Raw genomic sequence first — 22,399 nt, 5'->3', positions numbered from 1 at the left:
GGCGTTGGACCGGTAGCCTGACGGCTCTTGACAACTCCACAGCGTGACGTGCCCCGACTTCTCATGGGGGTGATCGGTTTCGACGTTGATCGCCGACAAGGGAGAAGCGGGCCGAGGACGCACGGTCATCTCGTGAACGATCCGTGCAAAACCCATAGGTGCCAACTCCAAGCGCACCGACTTCGCCCTCGCCGCCTGAGCGAGCCTCGAAGTCCGTCAGCCTGAGCTAGTTCTCGACTCAGTGTCTGGCGTCAGCTAGAGAACTTGCTGCGTCGTCATGTCGAGGGGCGACGCGGGACTCTTACTCGACTGGGCCTGTCAGGGAACGTGTGCGCGCGAGCCCTGGGGCCGAGAAAATCCCTAGCGCACTGCGCCCGGAGAAGTCCCTTCTCGCGGTGAGCGGACGCGGGTTCGATTCCCGCCACCTCCACCACCCTCGTCGGGCACGTCACGTTGTGGAGCTGCATCCACTTTGCGCAGATCGCCCAGTTGGGCGTTTTGTGTGGGTCGCGTGGCCCGGATGACGCGCGGATCGTCCACTTGGGCACTTCTGCCGTGCAATTCCCTTGCGCCCGAGCCGGTTTCGCCGGTCTACTTCGCCGTATGCCGATCGCCGAGGAGATTTCCGAGGCCACGCTCGCCCGGGCGCGGTCGCAGGGCGATGCCGGCGAGGCGTGGCTGCGACAACTTCCCTTGAGGTATGCCGAACTGTGCGCGCGGTGGCAGCTCACGCCCGGTCCCGCGGTGGTCGGGGGGAGCGCGTCATTCGTGCGCCGCGTGACCCGACGCGATGGCAGCGCCGCGGTGTTGCGAATCTCCTTGCCGGATCCTTCGTTCGCGCAGCGCCTCGCCACCTTGCGGGCGGCCGACGGCCACGGCTACGTCCGGGTGCTCGAGGCGGACACCGACGCGCTCTTGCTGGAGTCGCTGGGGGAGTCCTTGGCGGTGACCACCACCGACATCGATCGGGTGGTGCGGGTGGCTTCGAGCCTGCTGACAGAGGCGTGGCTGGCGCCAGAGGCGACCGGGCTCGGCATACCGGAGCAGGACGGCGCGGTGGTCGGGCTGCTGGCGCTGATCGAGACCGAACTCGGGCGCATCACCGTGCCGGTCCCGGTCGACCTCGTCGAGCACGCGAAGGCCTTGCTCGCCGAGCGGCAGCGAGCCTGGGATCCGACGAAATCTGTTGTCGTGCATGGCGATCCGCACGCCGACAACATTCTCGCCGCGCCGCCGAGACCCGGCGCGGTCGGCGGCTACGTGCTCATCGATCCCGACGGATTCGTCGCGGACCCGGCATACGACCTTGGCGTGCTGCTGCGCGGGTGGAGCGATCACCTGGTGGCGGCTGACGATCCGGCGGCGGAGATCGACCGGTGGTGCGCGATCGCCGCCGAGCACACCGGTGTCGATCCCGAAGCGATCCAGCAGTGGGCGTTCATCGAGCGGGTCACCACCGGCCTGCACCTCCTCGGGCTCGGCCTGCACGATCTCGGCCGCAGCTTCCTCGCGCCGGCCGCCGCAGTGCGCCCCTAGGTCCGACCCACCCGGTGTTCGGCGTGTCGCGGTCAACGGGTGACGCGGACGCGCCGGGGTGAGGCGGCTGCTCGGCGTGCGGAAGCGGCGTCGAGCCCGAGAGCGATCCCCGACTACGAAGTAGCGGCGCGGCGCGGTAGAACTGCAGGTATGACGTCGCTGCCTTCCGTGTCCAACTCGATCACCGTCCGCCTCGAACTGCCGAGCCGGGCCACCGCCGTCTCCGAACTCACCGGCGCGGTGGAGCGGGCCGGGGGCCTGGTCACCGGCCTGGACATCAACTCCAGCTACAGCGATCGCCTGCGCGTCGACGTTACCGCCGCCGCCCGCGACAGTGACCACGCCGACGACCTGGTCGAGGCGATGCGCCAGGTCGAGGGCGTCAACGTCCAAAAGGTCAGCGACCGCACCTTCCTGGCCCACCTCGGCGGCAAGATCAAGATCGAGGCCAAGGCGCCGATCCGCAACCGCGACGACCTGTCGATGATCTACACCCCGGGTGTCGCGCGGGTCTGCCTGGCGATCGCCGACAACCCCGAGGACGCCCGCCGCCTCACGATCAAGCGCAACACGATCGCGGTGGTGACCGACGGCACCGCGGTGCTCGGCCTGGGCAACATCGGCCCGCTCGCCGCGATGCCGGTGATGGAGGGCAAGGCGGCGCTGTTCAAGCGGTTCGGCGACATCGACGCCTTCCCGATCTGCCTGGACACCACCGACACCGAGGAGATCATCCGCACGGTCAAGGCGATCGCGCCCGGCTTCGCCGGCATCAACCTGGAGGACATCTCCGCGCCGCGCTGCTTCGAGATCGAGGCCCGGCTGCGCGACGAACTCGACATCCCGGTCTTCCACGACGACCAGCACGGCACCGCGATCGTGGCGCTCGCGGCCCTGCGCAACGCGCTGCGCGTCGTCGGCAAGGAGCTGGCCGACGTGCGGATCGTGCAGTCCGGCGCGGGAGCCGCGGGCTCGGCGATCACCCGGCTGCTGCTGCACGCGGGTGCTCGCGACGTGATCGTCACCGACATCAACGGCGTCGTCAGCAAGGACCGCGCCGACATCGCCGACGGCCGCGACCCCAACCTCACCTGGATCGCCGAGCACACCAACCCGCGCGGCTTCAACGGCACCCTCAAGGAGGCGTTGCGCGATGCCGACGTCTTCATCGGTGTCTCCGCGCCGCACATCGTCGCCGAAGAGGATGTCGCGACGATGGCCAAGGATGCGATCGTCTTCGCGATGGCCAACCCGGTGCCGGAGATCGAGCCGGAGCTCGCCGCCAAGCACGCGACCGTCGTTGCCACCGGCCGCAGCGATTTCGCCAACCAGATCAACAACGTGCTGGTCTTCCCGGGTGTCTTCCGCGGACTGCTCGACGCGCAGGCGGATGGCATCGACCTCGACATCATGCTCGCGGCCGCGAAGGCGCTGTCGGATGTGGTCAAGCCGGAGGAGCTCAACCCCACCTACATCATCCCGAGCGTCTTTCACCCGGACCTGTCGAGCGTGATCGCGCGGGCGGTGACTGAGGCCGCCGAGGCAAACGGTCGGGGCCGCGTCGAGCAGGACTGAGGCGCGCTCCCTGCGAGCGGGATCACACCGCAGGTGGTCAGAGCCGGCCGTGCGCGCCGGTATGCTGGATGCTTCCGAATGGTCTTGCGTTCATTGTGTTGGTTTTTCATGGTGTGAGCGCCGAGATCCCAACCGAGGCGCCCGGACGCACCCCGCGTCCCTGACCCCGACGTCGCCCCATTACCCACAGCGACGAGTGAATGCCATGTGCTGGCAAGGGTTTTCGTGCGCCCACACGATGAACAGGACAACCCTTCGTGACTCCGAAGAAGGACGCCAGCGGCAAGAAGGCTCGCTGGACTCGTGCCCAGAAGCAGGACGCTCAGCGCACCCGCAAGCCGGGCCGCGGCGCCGACCGGTCCACCACCGACGCGCCGCGCGGCCCCAAGCAGCGCTGGCGCGACGACCCGACCAAGACCGACCGCACCCGCGAGGACCGTTCGCGCTCGAACGAACGCCGGTATGACGACGCGCCCGCGTCCGGTCGCCGTCGCTTCGACGCCGGCGACCGCCCGCAGGCCCGCTACGTGCGCGACGACCGTCGTCCGCGGTTCAACGACCGCGACCGGGATGACCGGCCGCGCTCCAACGACCGCGACCGCGGCGAGCGTCGCTATAACCGGGACGACCGTCCCCGCTACAACGACCGGGACGACCGTCCCCGCTACAACGACCGCGACCGCGGCGAGCGGCGGGACGACCGGCGGCCGGCATACGACCGGGACCGTGGCGAGCGCCGCTATAACCGCGACGACCGTCCCCGCTACAACGACCGCGACCGTGGCGAGCGTCGCTACAACCGCGACGACCGTCCCCGCTACAACGACCGCGACCGTGGCGAGCGGCGCTATAACCGCGACGACCGTCCCCGCTTCAACGACCGGGGCGACCGTGGCGAGCGTCGCTACAACCGCGACGACCGCCCGCGGTACGACGACCGCCGCGACCGCCCGCGCTACAACGACCGGGGTGACCGTCCCCGCTACAACGACCGCGACCGTGGCGAGCGTCGCTACAACCGCGACGACCGCCCGCGCTTCAACGAGCGCGACGACCGGCGCTCGGCATTCGACAGTGACGCGCAGGAGCAGACCAACGAGGCCTTCGGCTGGACCGAGCGGCGCGACACCGAGCCGGTGTCGAACGCTCCAATCGACCTGAGCCACAACGGTTTTGCCCAATTCGGTATGCCGGAGCCCCTCGTGGCGCGCCTCGCGCGCGACGGCATCACCGAGCCGTTCCCGATCCAGTCCGCCGCGATCCCGGATGCTCTGGCGGGCCGCGATGTGCTCGGCCGGGGCCGCACGGGTTCGGGCAAGACGCTCGCCTTCGGGCTGCCGACGCTGAGCCGTCTCGCCAACGGTAAGGCCGAGCCGGGACGCCCGCGCGCCCTCGTGCTGGTGCCGACCCGCGAGCTCGCCATGCAGGTGAGCGACGCCTTGCAGCCGCTGGTGCACGTGCTGGGCCTGCGGCACAAGCTGGTCGCCGGTGGCATGCCCTACGAGCCGCAGCTCAGCGCCCTCGCTAAGGGTGTTGACCTGCTCATCGCGACGCCCGGCCGGCTCAAGGACCTGATCGAGCGCGGCGCCGCCGACCTGAGCGCGGTCGAGGTGACGATCCTGGACGAAGCCGACCACATGGCCGAGATGGGCTTCCTCGAGGCGATCACCGAGATCCTCGACCTGGTCCCGGCCGACGGGCAGCGGCTGCTGTTCAGCGCGACGCTCGACCGCGGCATCGACAAGGTCGTCGAGCGCTATCTCACCGACCCGGTGGAGCACGCGACCGACGACGGCACGGCGAGCGTGTCGACGATGGCCCACCACGCGTTGCTGATCGAGCCGCGCGACAAGAAGGTCGTGACGGCCGAGGTCGCCAACCGTGAGGGCCGCACCGTGGTCTTTGTGCGCACCAAGCTCGGTGCCGACCGCATCGCTCGCGAGTTGCGGGAGCAGGGCGTGCTGGCGGCCGCGCTGCACGGTGGTCTCAACCAGGCCCAGCGCAACCGCGCGCTCACCGCCTTCCGTGAAGGGCGGCTGCCGGTGCTTGTTGCCACCGATGTCGCCGCCCGCGGCATCCACGTCGACGATGTCGGTGTGGTGCTGCAGGTCGACCCGCCCGCCGATCACAAGGACTATCTGCACCGCGCCGGCCGCACGGCGCGCGCCGGTGAGGCCGGGACCGTCGTGACGCTGGCGCTGCCGCACCAGCGGCGCACCGTGCAGCGGTTGCTGACCGACGCGGGCGTCGACACGCAGTTGCAGAAGGCCCAGCCGGGCGACGACGTCATCGCGGCCGCCGGCGGTCGCGTGCCCGAGGGCGCGCCAATCTCCGACGCCGACCTCGACGGCGTGCTCAAGGTCCAGCAGCGACGCGCCGGCCGTCCCGGCGGCCGCCGGTATGGCGGTCAGAACGGCCGGCCGGCACGCCACCAGGGCGGACGACCCAGGTCCGCTGGTGACCGGCGGGGCTACCGCGCGCGATAATGCCGGGGTGGAGACGTTGACCGGCCGCCTGCTCGTCGCGGTGCCCCGTGACGTGTCCGAGCCTGAGATGTCCGACCTGTTCGATCGCAGCGTGGTGCTCCTGCTCAACCACGACACCGACGGCGCCCACGGCATCGTGCTCAACCGGCCGCTGCCGGCCGCGGTGGACGCGGTGCTGCCGGGATGGGAGGACCATGTCGTCCCACCCGGCACGCTCTTCCAGGGCGGCCCGGTCGCGCTCGACTCGGCCCTCGGGCTGGTGTCGATCCCCGGCACCGACGAGTCGGTCGGGCTGAAGCGCCTGTTCCGTGGCGTGGGGCTGGTCGACCTCGATGCGCCTCCCGTGGTCGTCATGCCCGAGGTGTCCGCGCTGCGGATCTTCGCCGGGTATGCCGGATGGGAGGGCGGCCAGCTCGAGGGCGAGTTGCGCTCGGGGATGTGGTTCGTGGTGGATGCCGAGGCGGGCGACGCCTTCACTGACGACCCGGACACGCTGTGGGCGCAGGTGCTGCGCCGTCAGCGCAACGAGATGTCGTTCGCGCTCACCCACCCGAGCGACCCGAACCTCAACTAAGCGACAGCGCGTAGGTGCTGCGCGCGATCCGGAAGCCGAGCCCGGTCGCGGTGTTGCGGCATTGCACGTAATTCAGCGTCATCAGGCAGGAGTAGTCGCCGACCGTGGCGGTGTCGCCGCGTTCGAGGACCGGCAGTGTGCCCGCGCCGGTCACCAACGCTCGTGACTTCTTGAAGGCATTGACGTTGTTCGCCGGGAAGGCCAAATCCGCTGGCGTGCAATGGAATCGGGGCGGCGACGCGGCCATCGAAATCATCTGGGCGCAGGCCGGGTCGACGCCGGCAGGTGGGGCATAGGCCGGTTCGAAGGAGATGCAGTCCACGCCCTTGACCGACGACATCGTGCAGGCGGTGCGCGCGGTCTGACTGGTGAAGGACACGACCTGCTCCGCACCCGAGCTCGGGCCGGAGGTCTCGACCGCGCTCAGCCCCGCACCTGCGCTGGTGAGCGGTGGGGGAGACGACTCGGGCTGGCGAGACCACTCGGCATACCCGATGGCGACGCCGATCGCGAGCGCAAGACCGCCGAGCAGGCCGGTCAGGACGGTCGGCCACCACCCGCGCCGACGCCTGCCGCGCGAGGAGTCCCCCGCGCGCACCGGGCGCTCCGAGCGATAACCGGACGGCTCGACGTCCTCGTCCTCCACCGCCTCCTGGCGCAGGGGTTCGGTGCGGTGCGGACGGGCCGCGGGCTCCGCCGGCGCCGGGATGACCGTGGGGGCGCTGTCGACTCCGTCGGGTGCTGCCGGGCCGGCGAGGCTCACCCGCGGGCGAGCCGGCAGGGCGACCCGGTCGCCGGGGCCGGGGATGCGCAGCCCCGCGCTCGTCTCGTCCGCGCCGATGTCGGTGCCGCGGATCGCTTCCAGGAACGCGTGCGCGGTCGGGTAGCGCTCGCGCGGTTGCTTCGCGAGCGCCTTGGCGAGCACTTGGTCGACGCTGTGGGGCAGGCCGGTGACCTGGGTCGAGATCGGCTCCGGTCGCGCCTCGAGGTGGGCGATGACCTGCTCGGTGATCGTGCGATCGCCGAAGGGCGAGTGACCCACCAGGCATTCGTAGAAGACACACGCCAGGGAGTAGACATCGCTGGCGGGGGTGGCCATCGCACCCTGGAAGCGTTCGGGGGCCATATAGGCGAAGGAGCCGAGCGCATCGCCCTCGGAGGTGAGCCGGTCCTCGTCGTCGCGCGCGGCGATCCCGAAATCGGCGAGATAGGCGAAATCGTCGGCGGTCACCATGATGTTGGCCGGCTTGACGTCCCGATGCACCAGTCCGTCGCGATGCGCGGCGTCCAGCGCCGCAGCCACCTGGCCGATCAGGCGCACGGTGCGCCGGGCCCCGAGCGCGTGCTCGGCGCGCAGGACATCGCGCAGATCGCGCCCGTCCACCAACCGCATGTCGATGAAGAGGGTGCCCTCGATCTGGCCGAAGTCGTGGATCGGGATGATGTGCGGCTCGCTCAGCCGCGCCGCGGTGCGGGCCTCCCGGCGGAAGCGCTCCTGATAGGTCGGGTCCTCGGCCAGGTCACGCGGCAGCAGCTTGAGCGCGACGACCCGTTCGCGCACCGTGTCGTAGGCCTCGTACACCTCGCCCATGCCCCCACGGCCGACGAGCCCCCGGATCTCGTACGGCCCGAACCGGGTCCCCACCCTGCCTGCCATGCGGCACAGCGTGTCACACGCGGTTCGCGCTGCCGTTTTATGCTGGTCGGTATGACGTCCACCCCGCAGGAGCCCGAGCGCCTCTCCGAACCCAGCCAGCAGACCTCGGTCGGCGTGCTGGAACGTGAGGAGGTCGCCCAGCAACCGGTGGAGCCCGGCGATCACGAGCGGTTCTCGCACTACGTGCGCAAGGAGAAGATCCTGGAGAGCGCGTTGTCCGGAGAGCCGGTGACCGCGCTCTGCGGCAAGGTCTGGGTGCCGGGCCGCGACCCGCAGAAATTCCCGGTGTGCCCGGCCTGCCGAGAAATTTACGAAGGATTGCGTGCACCGCAGGACGGCGAGGACTGAGCGGCAAAACCTTCCGCCCAGCCACGAGCCTGCCTAGGGTGAAGGATCGGCACCTCATCACCGGTGCTGTCCGTCACGAAAGGTTCGACATGTCCCGTCTGCTCCCGTTGCTTGCGGCCGGTGCGCTGGCCGGTGCGGCCGCCTCGGTCGCCCCCGCCACCGCTGCGCCGCTCGGCCAGGGCTCGATGACCCCGGCGACCGCCTGCGCCTCGACCTCCACGGCCGGTGCCGCCAATGCCCGCGTCAAGGCCGGTGGCGCCAACCGCCACGACCCCAACGAGCTCAGCGCCGCCCAGGTGAGTGCCAACGAGAAGGCCTTCACTTCGGCATACCAGAGCAAGGGTCTGACCAAGCGCGCCGACGGCAAGCTCGCCACCAAGAAGGGCACGACGGCTTTCACGCCCACGACCATCAATGTCTACTTCCACGTGATCACCGACGGCACCAAGGGCGCGGTCACCCCGACCCAGGTCGCCGACCAGATCACCGTGCTGAACAACGCGTATGCCGGCACCGGGTTCAGTTTCGTGCTCGCGAGCACCGACACGACCAACAATGCCGCGTGGTACACCGGCCTGACTCCGGGCACCGCCGAAGAGAAGGCGATGAAGTCCTCGCTGCGCCAGGGTGGCTCGGCCGATCTCAACCTCTACACCGCCAACCTCGGCAACGACCTGCTCGGCTGGGCGACCTTCCCGACCAAGAAGGTCAACAGCATGGACGGCGTCGTGGTGCTCGACGAGAGCCTGCCGGGTGGCACCGCCACCAACTACAACCTCGGCGACACCGCAACGCACGAGGTCGGTCACTGGCTCGGGCTCTACCACACCTTCCAGGGCGGCTGTAATGGTCAGGGCGACCGGGTCGAGGACACTCCGGCGGAGGCCTCGCCGGCCTTCCAGTGCCCGGTCGGCCGGGACACCTGCACGGCGCCGGGGCTGGACCCGATCCGCAACTACATGGACTACACCTACGACTCCTGCATGGACTCCTTCACCCCGGGTCAGGTGGCCCGGATGCAGAACCAGTGGGTCACCTACCGCGCCTGATCGGCGAGGTATGACGAAGGGCCGGGTCCGCGCGGACCCGGCCCTTTGCCGTTCAGCAGGTGGTCATCGGCGCGAGGTGGCGCTGCCGACATCCCAGACGGTCGACGTCGAGTAGGTCGCGAAGCGGTAGTCGCGGGTGGGCGCGTAGGTGTAGCGGAGGGTCACCACGCCATTGCTGTTGGTGGTGACCTGCTTGAGGTTGCGCCACACGGTGCTGCCGATCTCGCGGTACTGGAAGACACCCACGGCATACGGGCGGCGCACGAAGCCTCCCGTGTCGGGGCTGTAGACGAGCGAGGTGCCGTTCAGCGTGACGACCGAGCTGCTGCGGGAGGTGGAGATCCACGCCGCGCCGTAGTAGCGGATGTCGCTCACCGGGCTGTTCTGGGTGAGGGAGTTGTAGGCGCTGTCGTAGGCGCCCGCGGGACGCCAGGTCTGCTTGCCGATGTCGTCCCAGTCGTACAGGTCCCAGGTGTCGGTCGAGGTGCCGTCGAAGTAGGCGATGTTCTCCAGACCGTAGGTCGGGTGCACCAGCTCCCACGCGGCGCTGCCACCGGTGGTGCAGGCGCCGGACGCCTTGAGGGTGATCGCCTGGTAGGGCTTCCAGATGGAGACCCGCGACGGCGCGGTGAGCGTGCACGAGCCGGCCGCGCTGGCCGGGGTCGAGGAGGAGGCGACGGTGAGGCCGGCAGCGCACGCGGTGGCGAGCGCCGCGCCGATGATGCGACGAAGCATGAAGGTTCCCCTGAACATGACGTGGTGACGGGACGGACGCCGGTACCCCCGTGCGGGCGGGTCCGGCGGCGCAGCGTAGCGCGGCTGAAGGATTCCTGGCTAGCCCCTGGGACCGGCCTGGACGCGCTGGCCCGGTTCACGTGATCGTCACCCCTGCTCGTTATCGTGGCTGGCCTATGAGCACCTCGGCCGCCTCGCATCTGTCGCCGGCGTTTCCCGAGAGGGCCGCGTGGGGCACCGCCGGCAAATTGCGGGCCTGGCAGGCCGCCGCGCTCGAGCAATATCTGCGGGAGCAGCCGCGTGATTTCCTCGCCGTCGCCACACCCGGCGCGGGCAAGACCACCTATGCGCTGCGGGTCGCGACTGAGCTCATCGACCAGGGCGTCGTCGAGCAGGTGACGATCGTCGCCCCCACCGAACACCTGAAGACGCAGTGGGCGGACGCGGCGGCGCGGGTCGGCATACAGATCGATCCGCGGTTCACCAACGCCCAGGAGCAGCACGCGGCGGACTATGACGGGGTCGCGGTGACGTATGCCGGGGTCGCGAGCCGGCCGGCTTTGCATCGCGCGCGCACCAGCGCGCGGCCCACCTTGGTGATCCTGGACGAGATTCACCACGGCGGTGACAACCGCTCGTGGGGCGACGCGATCAGGGAAGCTTTCGAGCCAGCGACTCGGCGGCTGGCGCTGACCGGCACGCCCTTCCGGTCCGACACCAGCCCGATCCCGTTCGTGCGCTACGAGGAGGGTGCGGACGGCATCCGGCGGTCGGCGAGCGATTTCACCTATGGCTACGCCGAGGCGCTGCGGGACAGCGTCGTGCGGCCGGTCCTCTTTATGGCGTATGGCGGCGCGATGCGCTGGCGCACGCGCGCGGGCGACGAGGTGGCGGCCCGGCTCGGTGAGGAGGCGACCAAGGATGTCACCGCGGCGGCCTGGCGGACCGCGCTCGACCCGGCGGGGGACTGGATCCCCTCGGTGCTGCGTGCCGCTGACAAGCGCCTCACCGAGGTGCGCCGGCATGTGCCCGATGCCGGTGGCCTGGTGATCGCCTCCAACCAGACCGCGGCCCGGGCCTACGCCCGGACGTTGCGCGAACTCACCGGCGACGCGCCGACCGTCGTGCTCTCCGACGATGCCGGATCCTCTTCTCGCATCGAGGAATTCGCCGAATCCGACGCCCGCTGGATGGTCGCGGTGCGGATGGTGTCGGAGGGTGTGGACGTGCCCCGGCTGTGCGTCGGGGTCTATGCGACGTCGACCTCGACACCGCTGTTCTTCGCCCAGGCGGTCGGCCGGTTCGTGCGGGCCCGCCGACGCGGCGAGACCGCCTCGGTCTTCCTGCCGAGCGTGCCGTTGATCCTCGCGCACGCGGCGACGATGGAGGAGCAGCGCGACCACGCGCTCGACCGGCCGAAGCAGCAGGAGGACGAGGCGTCGCTGTGGTCGGAGGAGGAGGGCCTGCTGCGCGAGGCCAACGCCGCCGAAGCCGCCTCCGACGACCAGCTGCAGCTGTCCTTCGAGGCGCTGGAGTCGGAGGCGGAGTTCGACCACGTGCTCTTCGACGCCCAGCAGTGGGGGATGGGCGCCGATGTCGGCAGCGAAGACGAGCAGGAGTATCTCGGGCTGCCCGGCCTGCTCGAACCCGACCAGGTGACCCACCTGCTGCGCGAGCGGCAGACCCGGCAGGCCAAGCGCACACCGCCCCAGACCGACGCGCCCGTGGCGGCCCACCGGGCACTCACCGCCCAGCGCAAAGAGCTCAACTCCCTGGTCGCGGCCTACGCCCGCAAGACCAATCAGCAGCACGCGTTCATCCACAACGAGCTGCGACAGACCTGCGGTGGGCCGACGCTGGACCGGGCGACCAGCGAGCAGGTGACCGAGCGAATCGCGTTGATCCGCAAGTGGTTCGTCGGGCGGCGTTGAGCTCTTAGCGCGCCTCGCCGCGGTCTGCGAGGGTCTCCCGCAGGCCGTGTGCGACATGCCCCTCGACCCCGCGGGTGGTCGGCACCGACCAGAGCGCATCCAGCAACGCGGCCTCGGTCGCATCCAGCACGGCCACGAAGGTGTCGTCGAGCGCTCGGTCGTCCATCGGCGTCTCGTGCGAGGTCGTGAAGGCAATCGCGTAGTCACCGCTGCCGTGCCGGAACTCCGCGCCGACCCGAGCCATCGCGTACACGCCTCGGGCGGCCAGCCGGCGCAGCTGCCGGGCGTCGACCGGCAGATCTGTGGCGACCACCACGATGCACGAATTCCCTTCGGGCACAACCTCATCCGCGGGCGCGACCTCGCGGCCGCCCAGGCGCAACCGGCCGGTGAAGTTGGCCAGCACGAGCACGCCGACCGTGTGTGCGCCGACCAGCCGGGAGGCGGTGCCGATGCCGGCCTTGAATCCCAGCGCGCGCATGCCCGTGCCGGCGCCGACCGAACCGCGCTCGACCGGTCCGTCGGTCGCGCCGTCGAGCGCCGCCCGCACGTCGGCTGCGCTCACGGCGCGGGCCCGGATGTCGGACAGCCAGCCGTCATTGCACTCGGCGACCACCGGATTGAGCGAGGTCGCGTCGGTGCGCTGCAACATCCAGTCCAGCAGCGCGTCGGCTGCCAGGAAGGTGGACAAGGTGTTGGTGAGCACGATCGGCGTCTCGAGTTCGCCCAGCTCCTGCACCTGGGACAGGCCGACCGCCTTGCCGTGGCCGTTGCCGACAAAAGCGTTGCAGCGCAACGGTTTTGCGGGCGTCGGGAGGGGGTCGGGGACGATCGTGGTCACCCCGGTGCGGATATCCGTCCCGCGGACCAGGGTGCGGTGCCCGACCCGGACTCCGGGCACGTCGGTGATGGCGTCGTGGAGACCGTGCGGCACCGCCCTACCGTACCCACGCGGTTAGATGGCGGCATGGATCGGGAGACCTCCCAGACGATGGATCGTGGCCTCGCCGTGCTCGAGCGGCTCGCCGAGCCCGATGCTGCGGCCGGCCGCACCGTCACCCAGCTCGCGCAGGATCTCGGCGTGGGGCGTCCGGTCGTCTACCGGTTGGTCGCCTCGCTGGCTCGCCTCGACCTGGTCATCCGTCGCGACGACGGGCGAATCGCGTTGGGAACCGGGCTGATTCGCCTCGCAGCGGCCGTGTTACCCAGCGTGCGTGAGGCTGCGCTGCCCGTGCTGCGGGAACTGGCCGATCACACCGGCTGCACCGCACATCTCACCGTCGCCGACCGCGGGGACGCGCTCGCGGTGGCGGTCGTGGAGCCCCGGCATACCGATCTGCATGTCGCCTACCGGATGGGCGCGCGGCACCCGCTCAGCGAGGGGGCGGCGGGCCGGGCCATCCTCGCCGGGCGCGAGGGCGGCACGGGAGTCGTGCGCACCGAGGGTGAGTTGCAGGCGGGCGCGCACGGGTTGGCGGCGCCGGTCGCCGGTGCCGAGGCGTCGGTCGGCGTGGTCTCCCTCGAAGCCGTCCAGACCGAGCGGGTCGAGCCCTACGTGCTGGCCGCGGCGAACCGGCTGGCCGGACTCATCGGCTGACGCGCGGCGCACCCGTCGCTTCGAGCAGCGCTCGGGTGCGATGCGGCAAGAGCTCGGCGAGCGCGATCACCGTCGAACTGCGAGTGACCTGCGCGTCCTCGACGACCAGGTCGATGACCCGCTGCAGGTCGGCGTTGTCCCTGGCCACCACCCGCACGAAAAGGTCGCCGTCGCCGGTGATCGTCTGGATCTCCAGCACCTCCGGGATCGCGCGCAGGTGCTCGACGATGCGCCGGTGGCCATTGCGCTGGGCGATCGACAGCGTGCAGAAGGCGGTGACCGGATAGCCGAGCGCGGCGGGGGAGAGCGTCGGGGCGGTCGAGGCGATCACGCCGCGTTCGCGCAGCCGGTCCAGCCGGGACTGGACGGTGCCGCGGGCGACGCCCAGCCGGCGTGAGGCGCCGAGCACCCCGATCGCGGGGTCCTCGTCCAGCAGAAGGAGCAGGCGGCGGTCCAGGTCGTCGAGCATGGACAAAGTGTATGGCGGACCGCGCACCTGGCCGGTCATTCTGTGCAGGGTGCTCACCCCAGAAGGAGCCGTTTGCCGAGCACGGGTAACCGGGGTCACAGTGAGCCCATGAGCCACACCATCGACCTCACCGCAGAAGAGCGCGACGCCGACCTCGACCTCGATCAGCTCAAGCAGCTGGTCGGCCTGGTCGACTACGACGCCAACCGCGACCCGTTCCCCGTCACCGGATGGGACGCGATCGTCTTCGTCAGCGGCAACGCCACCCAGTCGGCGCTCTATTACCAAAGCGTGTGGGGGATGGAGCTCGTCGCCTATTCCGGCCCGGAGACCGGCAACCGCGACCACAAGTCGTTCGTGCTCAAGTCCGGCTCGATCCGGTTCGTCATCAACGGCGCGGTCGACCCGGACAGCCCGCTGGTGGAGCACCACCGCAAGCACGGCGACGGCGTGGTCGACATCGCCCTCGAGGTGCCGGATGTCGACAAGTGCATCGCCCAGGCCAAGCAGGCCGGTGCCACGGTGCTGCGCGAACCCGAGGACGTGACCGACGAACACGGCACGGTGCGGATCGCCGCGATCGCGACCTACGGCGAGACCCGGCATACCCTCGTGGACCGCAGCCGCTACCACGGTCCCTACCTGCCGGGGTATGCCGCGCAGGCCTCCACCTTCGTCAAGCGCGACGGCCAGCCCAAGCGGTTGTTCCAGGCGCTCGACCACATCGTCGGCAATGTCGAGCTCGGCAAGATGGACGAGTGGGTCACCTTCTACAACAAGGTGATGGGCTTTGTGAACATGGCCGAGTTCATCGGCGACGACATCGCCACCGACTACTCGGCGTTGATGAGCAAGGTCGTCGCCAATGGCAACCACCGGGTGAAGTTCCCGCTCAACGAACCGGCCATCGCCAAGAAGAAGAGCCAGATCGACGAATACCTCGAGTTCTACCGCGGCGCCGGGGCGCAGCATCTCGCGGTCGCGACCGGGGACATCCTGGCGAGCGTGGATCACTTGCGCGCCAACGGCGTTGAGTTCCTCGAGACCCCGGACTCCTATTACGAGGACCCCGAGTTGCGCGCCCGGATCGGCGAGGTGCGGGTGCCGGTCGAGGAGCTGCAGAAGCGCGGCATCCTGGTCGACCGCGACGAGGACGGCTACCTGCTGCAGATTTTCACCAAGCCGCTCGGCGACCGCCCGACGGTCTTCTTCGAGCTGATCGAGCGGCACGGCTCGCTGGGCTTTGGCAAGGGCAACTTCAAGGCGCTCTTCGAGGCGATCGAGCGCGAGCAGGACAAGCGCGGCAACCTCTGAGATAGAGAGCGCACGCTCGAAGACGCCGGAGGGCGTGGGCCCGCTGATATACACCGAGCATGTCTTTTGCCCGTTCTCTCGCGGATCGCGACGCGCGTGAGCTGCGGATCGCCGTCATCGCGCCGAGCCGTTTTCCCGTGGCCGAACCCTTTGCCGGCGGGCAGGAGTCGTTCGTGTGGCAGCTGTGCGAGACGCTCCGTGCGCGCGGCGCGCGGGTCGTCCTGTATGCCGCTGCCGGCTCCGACCCTACGGTGTGTGACGAGCTGCAGGTCTTCCCGCCGCTCAGCCTGAGCGACACTGCGTGGGCGGACACGACCTGCCCGCCGCCGGAGGAGATCGAAAGTCACCTCGCCTATCTGTGGGCCATGCGTCACCTGCGGCAGCGCACCGACATCGACGTCGTGCACAACCACAGCCTGCACCACTACCCGGTAGCGCTCGCCGACCTGGTGCAAGCGCCGATGGTGACCACCTTGCACACCCCGCCGTTCAGCTGGCTCGAGGCCACGGCACAGCTCGCTGACCGGCGGCAGATCTTCACCAGCGTGAGCCACTTCCTCGCCGCGCAGTGGAGCACGCTGTCCCATCGCATCCAGGTCGTCCACAACGGCGTGGACCCGGCACGTTTCCGGCTCGGCCCCGGCGGCGACACCCTGGCCTGGGTGGGCCGAATCACTCCGGAGAAGGCGCCCCACCTCGCCATCCAGGCCGCGCTGCGTCGGGGGCGGCGGCTGCGGCTGGCCGGCCCGGTGAGTGACAAGGACTATGCCGCTGCCCATGTCTTTCCCTTCGTCGATGGCGAGCAGGTGCATTACGCCGGGCATCTGTCCGGACCTGAGCTCGCGGCTTTCTACGGCACCAGTACGGCGACCTTGGTGACCCCCGACTGGACCGAGCCCTTCGGCCTGGTGGCCGCGGAGTCGCTGATGTGCGGGACGCCGGTGGTGGCGCTCGCTCGCGGCGGTCTGCCGGAACTGGTGCGGCCAGGTGTCAACGGCGTCCTCGTCGATGCGCCGGAGCAGTTGGCGGACGCGATCGCAGCGGTTGACGGGCTCGACCGGCCCGCGATCCGGGCCGCCGCCGAGCAAGAACTCTCGGTGCACGTCATGGTGGACACCTACCTTGCGCTCTATCGCGGCCTGGCCGCCGACGTCGCTCAGGCCGTATGACGCGGGTCGCCTACTACGTCCACCATCACGGCCGGGGGCACCTTCGGCGCGCAACGCTGCTCAGCACGAGACTGGCTGCGCGCGGCTGCGCGGTGACCCTGCTGGGGCACTTCGTCCAGCCGCCGGACCTTGCGGGCGTGGCGCACGCCGACATCGGGCCGGATGCCGACCGCCCGCGAGCTGGCGACGACCCGACGGCCGGTGGGCTGCTGCACTGGGCGCCGCAGGGCGGGCAGTTCGCGGCACGGATGCGCCGACTCGCCGGGTGGTTGATCCAGCACGCACCGGCGGTGCTGGTGACGGACACCTCGGTCGAGGTCACGGTGCTGGGCCGGCTGCTCGGCATACCCACCGTGGTCATCACCCAGCCCGGTGACCGCTCCGATGCCGCGCACCGGCTCGGGTTCGCCTGTGCCGACGCGATCATCGCTCCGTGGCCGGAGCGGCTCTACCGCCCCGACTGGCTGGCCGCGGTGGGCGAGCGGGTGGTCTTCACCGGCGCACTGGCCGAGGCCGCTCCGGTCGCGGCGCGGCCAGCCACACCGGGCGCCGTGCTCGAGGTGAACGGTGCCGGCGGCTCGGCCTCGTTGTTCGACCAGGCCGTGGCCCCGGATGCGGGGGCGGCACAGCTCGGGGCGCCCTGGCTCCCCGGAACGCCGCCGTCGGGACGAGTGTCGTCGCGTTCGTGGCGGCGAACCGTCGCTGGCCCCGGTGATTGGCGTGACGACATACCCGCCGCGATGGTGAGCAGCGAGGTCGTGGTGTGCCACGCCGGCCAGAACCTCATTGCCGAGGTCGCCGCTGCCGACCGGCCGGCGATCGTCATACCGCAGCGGCGGCCGCACGGCGAGCAGGCGGCGACCGCGGCCGTGCTGGACCACCATGGGCTGGCTCGCGCTCTCTGGCGGGAGCCGCAGGACTGGAACTCGGTCTACGAGCGGGCCCTGCTCGCGCCGCGGGACTGGTCGGTCTGGGCTCCTCCGGATGCGGTGGACCGCGCCCTCGAGGTCATCGGGCGGTGGCTGTGATGTCGCTGGCCGTGGTGACGATCGTCCGGGGCCGGCCCGATCACCTGCGTCGCCAGGAAGCCGTGCTGGCTGCTCTCCGTCCAGCCGGCCCGCGCATCGTCGTCGCGATGGGCGATCCCGCAGTGCGTTCGCTCGTCGCACCGGACACCATCGTCGTCGAGCACCCGGCCCCGGGAGCGGATCTGCCACTGGCAGCAGCCCGCAACGTGGGGGTCGCCACCGCTGCGTCCCTCGGCGCCGACGCCGTCCTGCTCCTGGACGTCGACTGCCTGCCGGGCGGCAGCACCTTGCCTTCGTATGCCGCTGCGCTGCAAGCGAATCCGATGACCATCGCCTGCGGTCCGGTCACCTACCTGCCGCCGATCCAGCTGCCCTTCGAGGCTGATGCCGTGCTCGAGTTGTGCGGCCGGCATCGCTCACCCCATCCGGTGCGCCCGGACCCCGCGCCGGGGGAAACGCTGCGAGTTCCCGCGGCGGGCCGCGCACCCGCGAATGCGGCTGAGCTGGGTGAGCACGCCCTGCTGTGGTCGCTGTCCACCGCCTGCTCGCTGGCCACCTGGGAGCGCATCGGCGGGTTCGATGAGAGCTACATCGGGTATGGCGTCGAAGACACCGATTTCGCTTGTCGGGCAACGACATTCGGGGTCGACCTGGTGTGGGTCGGCGGCGCTGACGCTTATCACCAGCACCACCCGGTGAGCACCCCTCCGGTGCAGCACGTGCGGTCGATCGTCCGCAACGGCCAGATCTTCGCCGACCGGTGGGGGTGGTGGCCCGCCACCGGATGGCTGACGGAGTTCGAGCGGGCCGGCCTGGTGGCGCCGGACGGAGTGGGGTGGCGGTTGTGCGCCCGGTGAGAGTGCTGGCCATCCCCGCCGGCCACGCCTATGCCCGGCACCTGTTGCCCGTCCAGGGGAGCGCGGACGCCGGCGCACCTGCGGTCGTGCACCTGCCAGACCCGCAGGTGCCCCGGGAGTTCCGGCCGCAGGCGGGGCAATGGTGGCCGCACCAGGGACTGGAACCGTCCTGGCTGCGGGAGCACGCCGCGGAGTTCGACCTGGTGCACCTGCATTTCGGTTTCGAGCACCTCACGGTCGAGCGGGCACGGGGCTTCGTCGACACGCTGGGCGATCTCGGCAAGCCCCTGGTGCTCACGGTCCATGACCTCAGCAACCCGCACTTGCGCGACCAGTCGGCCCACCAGGCACTCCTGGACGTGCTCGTGCCGGCGGCCGACGAACTGTTCACCTTGACGCCGACGGCTGCCCGGGCGATCCGCGGTCGGTGGGACCGGGCCGCCACCGTCCTCGCTCATCCGCACGTCCTGCCGCTCGACTCCTTCCGGGATCGCCCGTCACGGCTGCCCGGCGCGCCGGTGCGGGTGGGCGTGCATCTCGGCGCGGTGCGGGCGTCGACGGCCGGGGTGGACCTCCTGCAACCCCTGCTGCGCGCCGTGCGGCGCCTGTCGACCGCCACCCGGCCGATGCGGCTGTGCGTCGACCTACGGCCCGGAGCGGGGGACGATCGGTTGGCGGACTGGCTGGCCGAGCACGCTGGCGAGGTGGTCGTGCACGAGCTCGCCTGGGAGGACGACGACGCGCTCGCCCGGCGGCTGGAGACGCTGGACATCGCGGTCCTGCCCTACCGCTGGGGAACGCACTCCGGCTGGGCCGAGGCATGCCGTGACGCCGGTGTCCACGTGGTCGCGCCCGATCACGGGGCCTATGCCGACCAGTGCCCGACGGCGGTCTACCACCTGGCTGACGAGGCGGTGACCGAGACGTCGCTGCAAGCTGCGCTGTCGGCCTGCCTCGACGCACCGCCCATCGACCGAAAAGCATTGCGAGACAAAAGAATTCGAGAGCGTGAACGCCTAGCCATCGAGCACGCGCGACGCTACGCCGCGCTGGTCGATCCGCGGGTGGATGTCGTCATCCCGTGGTTTTGCGACCAGCGAGCGCTGACCCGGTTGCTCGACGCCTTGGAGCAGCAGACCTTCGCGGCGCAGCGCATGACCGTCTTCATCGGCGACGACGGCTCACCGCAGCCGCCGGTCGTCGGCGAGCGACCCTTCGAGGTGGTCGTGCGGCACCAGTCGCGCGATGGCTTCCGGGCGGCTGCCGCGCGCAATCGTGCCGCCGCCGCGGGGACCGCGCCAGTGGTGCTGTTCCTGGACGCCGACATGGCGCCCACCTCCACCTACGTGCAGCTGATGTATGCCGCGGTGCGCGAGACCCGCGGCCTGGTCGTCGGCCGTCGGCTGCACGCGCGGCTACCCGATCGTCCCTGGGTGGCGCCGGACGGCGACGATCCTCCTGCCGGCGCCGAGTTGCTCGATCACCCGGCCTGGCTGGAGGAGGGTTATGCCGCGACCGACGATCTGCGCGACGCGGACGAGCGGTCCTACCGGTTCGTCATCAGCGCGGTTGCCGGGATCGACCGCGCCGTGTTCGAGCAGATCGGTGGCTTCGAGGAATCCTTCCGCGCGTACGGCGGTGAGGACTGGGAGCTCGCCCACCGAGCGTGGATCGCTGGCGCCGATCTGCTCCACGTCCGGGACGCGGTGGCCTGGCATGAGGGGGCCGAGCAGGGCCGCCGGCCAGAGGGTTCGCTCGATCGCACCGCTCGCAAGAATGCAGAGATGCGCGCGATCGCGCCGTTGATCCCGGATCCACACCTGCGGCACGGCGCGCTCGTCTGGGAGCACGCGCACGTCGCTGTGCTGCTCGACCACGCGGGGGACGACAGCGCGCTGATCGCCTGTGCCGCAAGCCTTTTCGCGTCCACCGATGTCGCTCTCATCGTTCCGGCGGGCACGCCCTTACCGCCGGAGCTGGCGGCCGACCCCCGGGTGCGCACGTCCTATCGGCGCGGGCGCACGCCCTGGGAGATTCACCTGTCGAGGCCGTGCATCCTCACCTGCTCGGTGCCCGCCATCATCGCTGCGGGGGCGAAAAGCTACCGGCACCGTGACCTCGAGGCGCACGTGGTCGACGTGCGCGCAGCGCACCGGCATACCCCGCGCAGAACGGTCGAGGGGCTGCCGCCCTGGGTGGCTGCTCGGTCGCTGCGGCATACTCCCGATCTCGAAGCCGAATGGGGGTGGCGACGGTGACGGTGCACGTGGTGGTCGGCCCGGAGCGACACGGTGTCGTGGCGCACGCTCGGCTGCTGCTGCGTCAACCTGCCCTGACCGACGACCAGGTGATCCGCGCGCCCGATGCGCGCCGCGCGAGCGAGTGCCTGCGCGCCCATCGGTCCGCGCACGTGCATCTGCATTTCACCGACCGCCTCTTCGGCGGCGTCGCCAGGGCGGCATCCGCGGTCGCGGCGCTCACCGCCGGCCACAGCTTCTCGGTGACACTGCACGACCTGCCGCAGGCGTCGGACGGGCAGCATTTCGCGGCTCGTCGAGCCACCTATCTGCGCATCGCGCAGGACAGCAGCCTGGTCGTGGTCAGCAGCGCGCACGAGGCCCGGTTGCTGCACGCGCTGGGGCCGCTCGACACCCCGGTGGAGGTCGTTCCGCTGCCGATCACCCCGCCGCAGCGAGAGGCTCGGCCCGATGGGGACGCGATTGCGATGGCCGGGTTCGTCTATCCGGGCAAGGGCCACGAGCGGGTCCTCGCCGCCATGGCCGGGCTCCCGCCGTCCGCCCGGCTGCTCAATCTGGGCGCGCCCTCCGAGGGCCATGCCGAACTCGCCGATCGGTATGCCGCCCGGGCCGCCCGGCTCGGCCGCGACTTCAGCTGCAGCGGCTATCTCAGCGAGCCGGACCTGCTCGATGCCATGGCCACCGTCCGCGTGCCCGTCGCAGCGCCCGAGCACGTGTCGGCCTCCGGTTCGCTGACGGTCTGGAACGCCGCCGGCCGACGTCCGCTCACCACTCGCAACGCCTTCGCACGGGAGGTGGCCGCCCGCAACCCGCACGCTCTGCGGATCGTGGACGACCTGCCGGCTGCCGTGGAGCGAGCCTGGCATGAGCCGGAATGGACGGTCCTGCCCCGCGGGGTCGAGCTGCAGCCGACACCAGCGAGCGCGGCCCGGAGAGTGGCGCAGACCCTCGCCACCGTCGCGACGGAGGTGCGGTGACCGTGGCTGGCGACGAGCCTGCACAGCGCACGCCCGACGGTCGCTACCTGATCATCGGGGGCCGCCGCTGGCGCGCCTGCGATCCGGCGATCCCGGAGAAGCTGCGGGCGGAGCTGGTCGCCGAACTCATGCGAGCCCGCCGGGCCGTGCGCACTGATGGGGATGCCGCTCGCCCGGCCGTGCAGGATGCCAAGGTCGCCCTGGGCGAGCGCGGCGAACCCTGGTGGGAGACGCCGACGCCGGAGGGCCGGGCCGACCGGCTCGCCGCGGCCATCCGGACCCTGCTGCGCCACCGCCGGCCGAGCACGATCTGCCCGAGCGATGCGGCGCGGGTCGTCGGCGGCGAGGACTGGCGCTCGGTGATGGATCAGGCCCGCGAGGTCGCGGCGACCCTCGCCGAGCAGGACGTGCTGGAGGTCCAGCAGAAAGGGGAGCGGGTCGACCCGCACGGGGCCAAGGGCCCGATCCGCCTGGCGGCCGGCCCGCAGCTGTAGACGATGCTCAGAACGGTGGCCGGCCGAAGCCGGTGATGCGCAACCGGTCCCACATGTCGGTGTCGCTCAGGCGACCCTCGGCCGAGCCGCGTGGCGTGGTGATCGTCACCGTCGCTCCGCTCGAAAGCGACTGGGACGCAACCGAATCCAGCCGGCCGTACCAGTGGAACCGGCCGTCGATCGGCATGAACGCGCCGCGCAGCGAAGCATCGGCGGTGACCTCGCGCCCCTCGACGGTGAGGGTGACGGGGCCGTCATACCCCTCGTCGGTGAGCTGCTCTGGTGCGTCGTTCACGAGACCTCCTCGGCCGCGAGGGTTTCCGAAATATGGCCCAAGCCATTGAC

At 70.6% G+C, this 22,399-nt stretch carries 20 protein-coding genes and 1 other RNA gene; 16 read left to right on the top strand and 5 right to left on the bottom strand.

The features are described 5' to 3' along the window. The first annotated feature begins 65 nt into the window (after positions 1-65). The 5 genes from ssrA to G9U51_RS01850 all read left to right on the top strand — a co-directional run bounded on the left by ssrA (position 66) and on the right by G9U51_RS01850 (position 6,171). Positions 66-433, top strand: a transfer-messenger RNA (tmRNA) gene (gene ssrA / locus G9U51_RS01870). 170 nt (positions 434-603) lie between these two features. Further along, complete coding sequence (locus tag G9U51_RS01865) at positions 604-1,536, top strand: aminoglycoside phosphotransferase family protein (protein WP_166192227.1); 933 nt, start codon at positions 604-606, stop codon at positions 1,534-1,536. A gap of 150 nt (positions 1,537-1,686) precedes the next feature. Then, positions 1,687-3,111, top strand: a complete 1,425-nt coding sequence (locus G9U51_RS01860; protein ID WP_166192224.1) for an NAD-dependent malic enzyme — start codon at positions 1,687-1,689, stop codon at positions 3,109-3,111. 257 nt (positions 3,112-3,368) lie between these two features. Then, complete coding sequence (locus G9U51_RS17185; RefSeq protein WP_166192221.1) at positions 3,369-5,597, top strand: DEAD/DEAH box helicase; 2,229 nt, start codon at positions 3,369-3,371, stop codon at positions 5,595-5,597. A gap of 7 nt (positions 5,598-5,604) precedes the next feature. Next, a complete protein-coding gene (locus G9U51_RS01850; RefSeq protein ID WP_328823252.1) occupies positions 5,605-6,171 on the top strand; it encodes a YqgE/AlgH family protein in 567 nt (188 codons plus the stop codon). Here G9U51_RS01850 and G9U51_RS17020 read toward each other — a convergent pair. After that, a complete protein-coding gene (locus G9U51_RS17020; protein ID WP_207947911.1) occupies positions 6,164-7,828 on the bottom strand; it encodes a serine/threonine-protein kinase in 1,665 nt (554 codons plus the stop codon). The genes G9U51_RS01850 and G9U51_RS17020 overlap by 8 nt on opposite strands. 51 nt (positions 7,829-7,879) lie before the next feature. On the opposite strand from G9U51_RS17020, the gene G9U51_RS01840 reads away from it, so the two are divergent. After that, positions 7,880-8,176 carry a DUF3039 domain-containing protein gene (locus G9U51_RS01840; RefSeq protein ID WP_171715547.1) on the top strand — a complete coding sequence of 99 codons (297 nt, stop codon included), beginning with the start codon at positions 7,880-7,882 and terminating at the stop codon, positions 8,174-8,176. An 89-nt stretch (positions 8,177-8,265) separates the two neighbouring features. After that, positions 8,266-9,225, top strand: a complete 960-nt coding sequence (locus G9U51_RS01835; RefSeq protein WP_166192215.1) for a zinc metalloprotease — start codon at positions 8,266-8,268, stop codon at positions 9,223-9,225. A 63-nt stretch (positions 9,226-9,288) separates the two neighbouring features. Here the strand turns inward: G9U51_RS01835 and G9U51_RS01830 are convergent, their stop codons facing one another. Next, complete coding sequence (locus tag G9U51_RS01830) at positions 9,289-9,960, bottom strand: hypothetical protein (RefSeq protein WP_166192212.1); 672 nt, start codon at positions 9,958-9,960, stop codon at positions 9,289-9,291. Between the two features lie 176 nt (positions 9,961-10,136). Between G9U51_RS01830 and G9U51_RS01825 the strand changes: the two genes are divergently transcribed. Further along, positions 10,137-11,891, top strand: coding sequence for a DEAD/DEAH box helicase (locus G9U51_RS01825; RefSeq protein WP_166192207.1), 1,755 nt, complete (start codon positions 10,137-10,139; stop codon positions 11,889-11,891). Positions 11,892-11,895: 4 nt separating this feature from the next. Here the strand turns inward: G9U51_RS01825 and G9U51_RS01820 are convergent, their stop codons facing one another. Further along, positions 11,896-12,825: a P1 family peptidase gene (locus G9U51_RS01820; protein WP_166192204.1), complete on the bottom strand. Its 930-nt coding sequence runs from the start codon at positions 12,823-12,825 to the stop codon at positions 11,896-11,898. Between the two features lie 33 nt (positions 12,826-12,858). Between G9U51_RS01820 and G9U51_RS01815 the strand changes: the two genes are divergently transcribed. Next, positions 12,859-13,488, top strand: a complete 630-nt coding sequence (locus tag G9U51_RS01815) for an IclR family transcriptional regulator (protein WP_166192201.1) — start codon at positions 12,859-12,861, stop codon at positions 13,486-13,488. On the opposite strand, the gene G9U51_RS01810 is transcribed toward G9U51_RS01815, so the two are convergent. Further along, positions 13,478-13,957: an Lrp/AsnC family transcriptional regulator gene (locus G9U51_RS01810; protein WP_235945287.1), complete on the bottom strand. Its 480-nt coding sequence runs from the start codon at positions 13,955-13,957 to the stop codon at positions 13,478-13,480. The two genes, G9U51_RS01815 and G9U51_RS01810, sit on opposite strands and share 11 nt — an antisense overlap. A 108-nt stretch (positions 13,958-14,065) precedes the next feature. On the opposite strand from G9U51_RS01810, the gene hppD reads away from it, so the two are divergent. Genes hppD through G9U51_RS01775 form a run of 7 tightly spaced genes read left to right on the top strand, consistent with a single transcriptional unit; the run spans position 14,066 to position 22,054 of the window. Beyond that, entirely contained in the window at positions 14,066-15,271 is a 1,206-nt protein-coding gene (gene hppD, locus G9U51_RS01805; RefSeq protein ID WP_166192195.1) for a 4-hydroxyphenylpyruvate dioxygenase, read from the top strand. A gap of 59 nt (positions 15,272-15,330) precedes the next feature. After that, on the top strand, positions 15,331-16,440 hold the full coding sequence (locus G9U51_RS01800; protein ID WP_166192192.1) for a glycosyltransferase: 1,110 nt from the start codon (positions 15,331-15,333) through the stop codon (positions 16,438-16,440). Beyond that, a complete protein-coding gene (locus G9U51_RS01795; RefSeq protein ID WP_166192189.1) occupies positions 16,437-17,468 on the top strand; it encodes a UDP-N-acetylglucosamine--N-acetylmuramyl-(pentapeptide) pyrophosphoryl-undecaprenol N-acetylglucosamine transferase in 1,032 nt (343 codons plus the stop codon). The genes G9U51_RS01800 and G9U51_RS01795 overlap by 4 nt, the downstream gene beginning before the upstream one ends. Next, positions 17,468-18,325, top strand: a complete 858-nt coding sequence (locus G9U51_RS01790; RefSeq protein ID WP_166192627.1) for a glycosyltransferase family 2 protein — start codon at positions 17,468-17,470, stop codon at positions 18,323-18,325. Before G9U51_RS01795 ends, G9U51_RS01790 begins: the two co-directional genes overlap by 1 nt. After that, the gene (locus tag G9U51_RS01785; RefSeq protein WP_166192186.1) at positions 18,313-20,583 is read left to right on the top strand and encodes a glycosyltransferase family 2 protein; all 2,271 of its coding nucleotides are present in this window, start codon (positions 18,313-18,315) and stop codon (positions 20,581-20,583) included. The genes G9U51_RS01790 and G9U51_RS01785 overlap by 13 nt, the downstream gene beginning before the upstream one ends. Beyond that, entirely contained in the window at positions 20,580-21,560 is a 981-nt protein-coding gene (locus G9U51_RS01780; RefSeq protein WP_166192183.1) for a glycosyltransferase, read from the top strand. The genes G9U51_RS01785 and G9U51_RS01780 overlap by 4 nt, the downstream gene beginning before the upstream one ends. Next, positions 21,557-22,054 (top strand): DUF3253 domain-containing protein, encoded by a 498-nt coding sequence (locus tag G9U51_RS01775; protein ID WP_328823250.1) that lies wholly within the window; start codon positions 21,557-21,559, stop codon positions 22,052-22,054. Before G9U51_RS01780 ends, G9U51_RS01775 begins: the two co-directional genes overlap by 4 nt. 7 nt (positions 22,055-22,061) lie before the next feature. Here G9U51_RS01775 and G9U51_RS01770 read toward each other — a convergent pair whose 3' ends face one another. Beyond that, positions 22,062-22,349, bottom strand: coding sequence for a DUF4873 domain-containing protein (locus tag G9U51_RS01770; protein ID WP_166192177.1), 288 nt, complete (start codon positions 22,347-22,349; stop codon positions 22,062-22,064). Positions 22,350-22,399 lie beyond the last annotated feature (50 nt).

The sequence above is a fragment of the Metallococcus carri genome (genome assembly GCF_011440275.1).
GTDB classification, from domain to species: domain Bacteria; phylum Actinomycetota; class Actinomycetes; order Actinomycetales; family Dermatophilaceae; genus Metallococcus; species Metallococcus carri.
Note: the sequence above shows the minus strand (reverse complement) of the source record. Positions and strands in the feature narration are given on the sequence as shown.

Excerpts from the sequence above, each read along its gene's own strand:
- G9U51_RS01865 (WP_166192227.1), top strand. The coding sequence starts at position 604 with ATGCCGATCGCCGAGGAGATTTCCGAGGCCACGCTCGCCCGGGCGCGG.
- G9U51_RS01860 (WP_166192224.1), top strand. The coding sequence starts at position 1,687 with ATGACGTCGCTGCCTTCCGTGTCCAACTCGATCACCGTCCGCCTCGAA.
- G9U51_RS17020 (WP_207947911.1), bottom strand. The coding sequence starts at position 7,828 with ATGGCAGGCAGGGTGGGGACCCGGTTCGGGCCGTACGAGATCCGGGGG.
- G9U51_RS01840 (WP_171715547.1), top strand. The coding sequence starts at position 7,880 with ATGACGTCCACCCCGCAGGAGCCCGAGCGCCTCTCCGAACCCAGCCAG.
- G9U51_RS01835 (WP_166192215.1), top strand. The coding sequence starts at position 8,266 with ATGTCCCGTCTGCTCCCGTTGCTTGCGGCCGGTGCGCTGGCCGGTGCG.
- G9U51_RS01830 (WP_166192212.1), bottom strand. The coding sequence starts at position 9,960 with ATGCTTCGTCGCATCATCGGCGCGGCGCTCGCCACCGCGTGCGCTGCC.
- G9U51_RS01825 (WP_166192207.1), top strand. The coding sequence starts at position 10,137 with ATGAGCACCTCGGCCGCCTCGCATCTGTCGCCGGCGTTTCCCGAGAGG.
- G9U51_RS01815 (WP_166192201.1), top strand. The coding sequence starts at position 12,859 with ATGGATCGGGAGACCTCCCAGACGATGGATCGTGGCCTCGCCGTGCTC.
- G9U51_RS01810 (WP_235945287.1), bottom strand. The coding sequence starts at position 13,957 with ATGCTCGACGACCTGGACCGCCGCCTGCTCCTTCTGCTGGACGAGGAC.
- hppD (WP_166192195.1), top strand. The coding sequence starts at position 14,066 with ATGAGCCACACCATCGACCTCACCGCAGAAGAGCGCGACGCCGACCTC.
- G9U51_RS01800 (WP_166192192.1), top strand. The coding sequence starts at position 15,331 with ATGTCTTTTGCCCGTTCTCTCGCGGATCGCGACGCGCGTGAGCTGCGG.
- G9U51_RS01795 (WP_166192189.1), top strand. The coding sequence starts at position 16,437 with ATGACGCGGGTCGCCTACTACGTCCACCATCACGGCCGGGGGCACCTT.
- G9U51_RS01790 (WP_166192627.1), top strand. The coding sequence starts at position 17,468 with ATGTCGCTGGCCGTGGTGACGATCGTCCGGGGCCGGCCCGATCACCTG.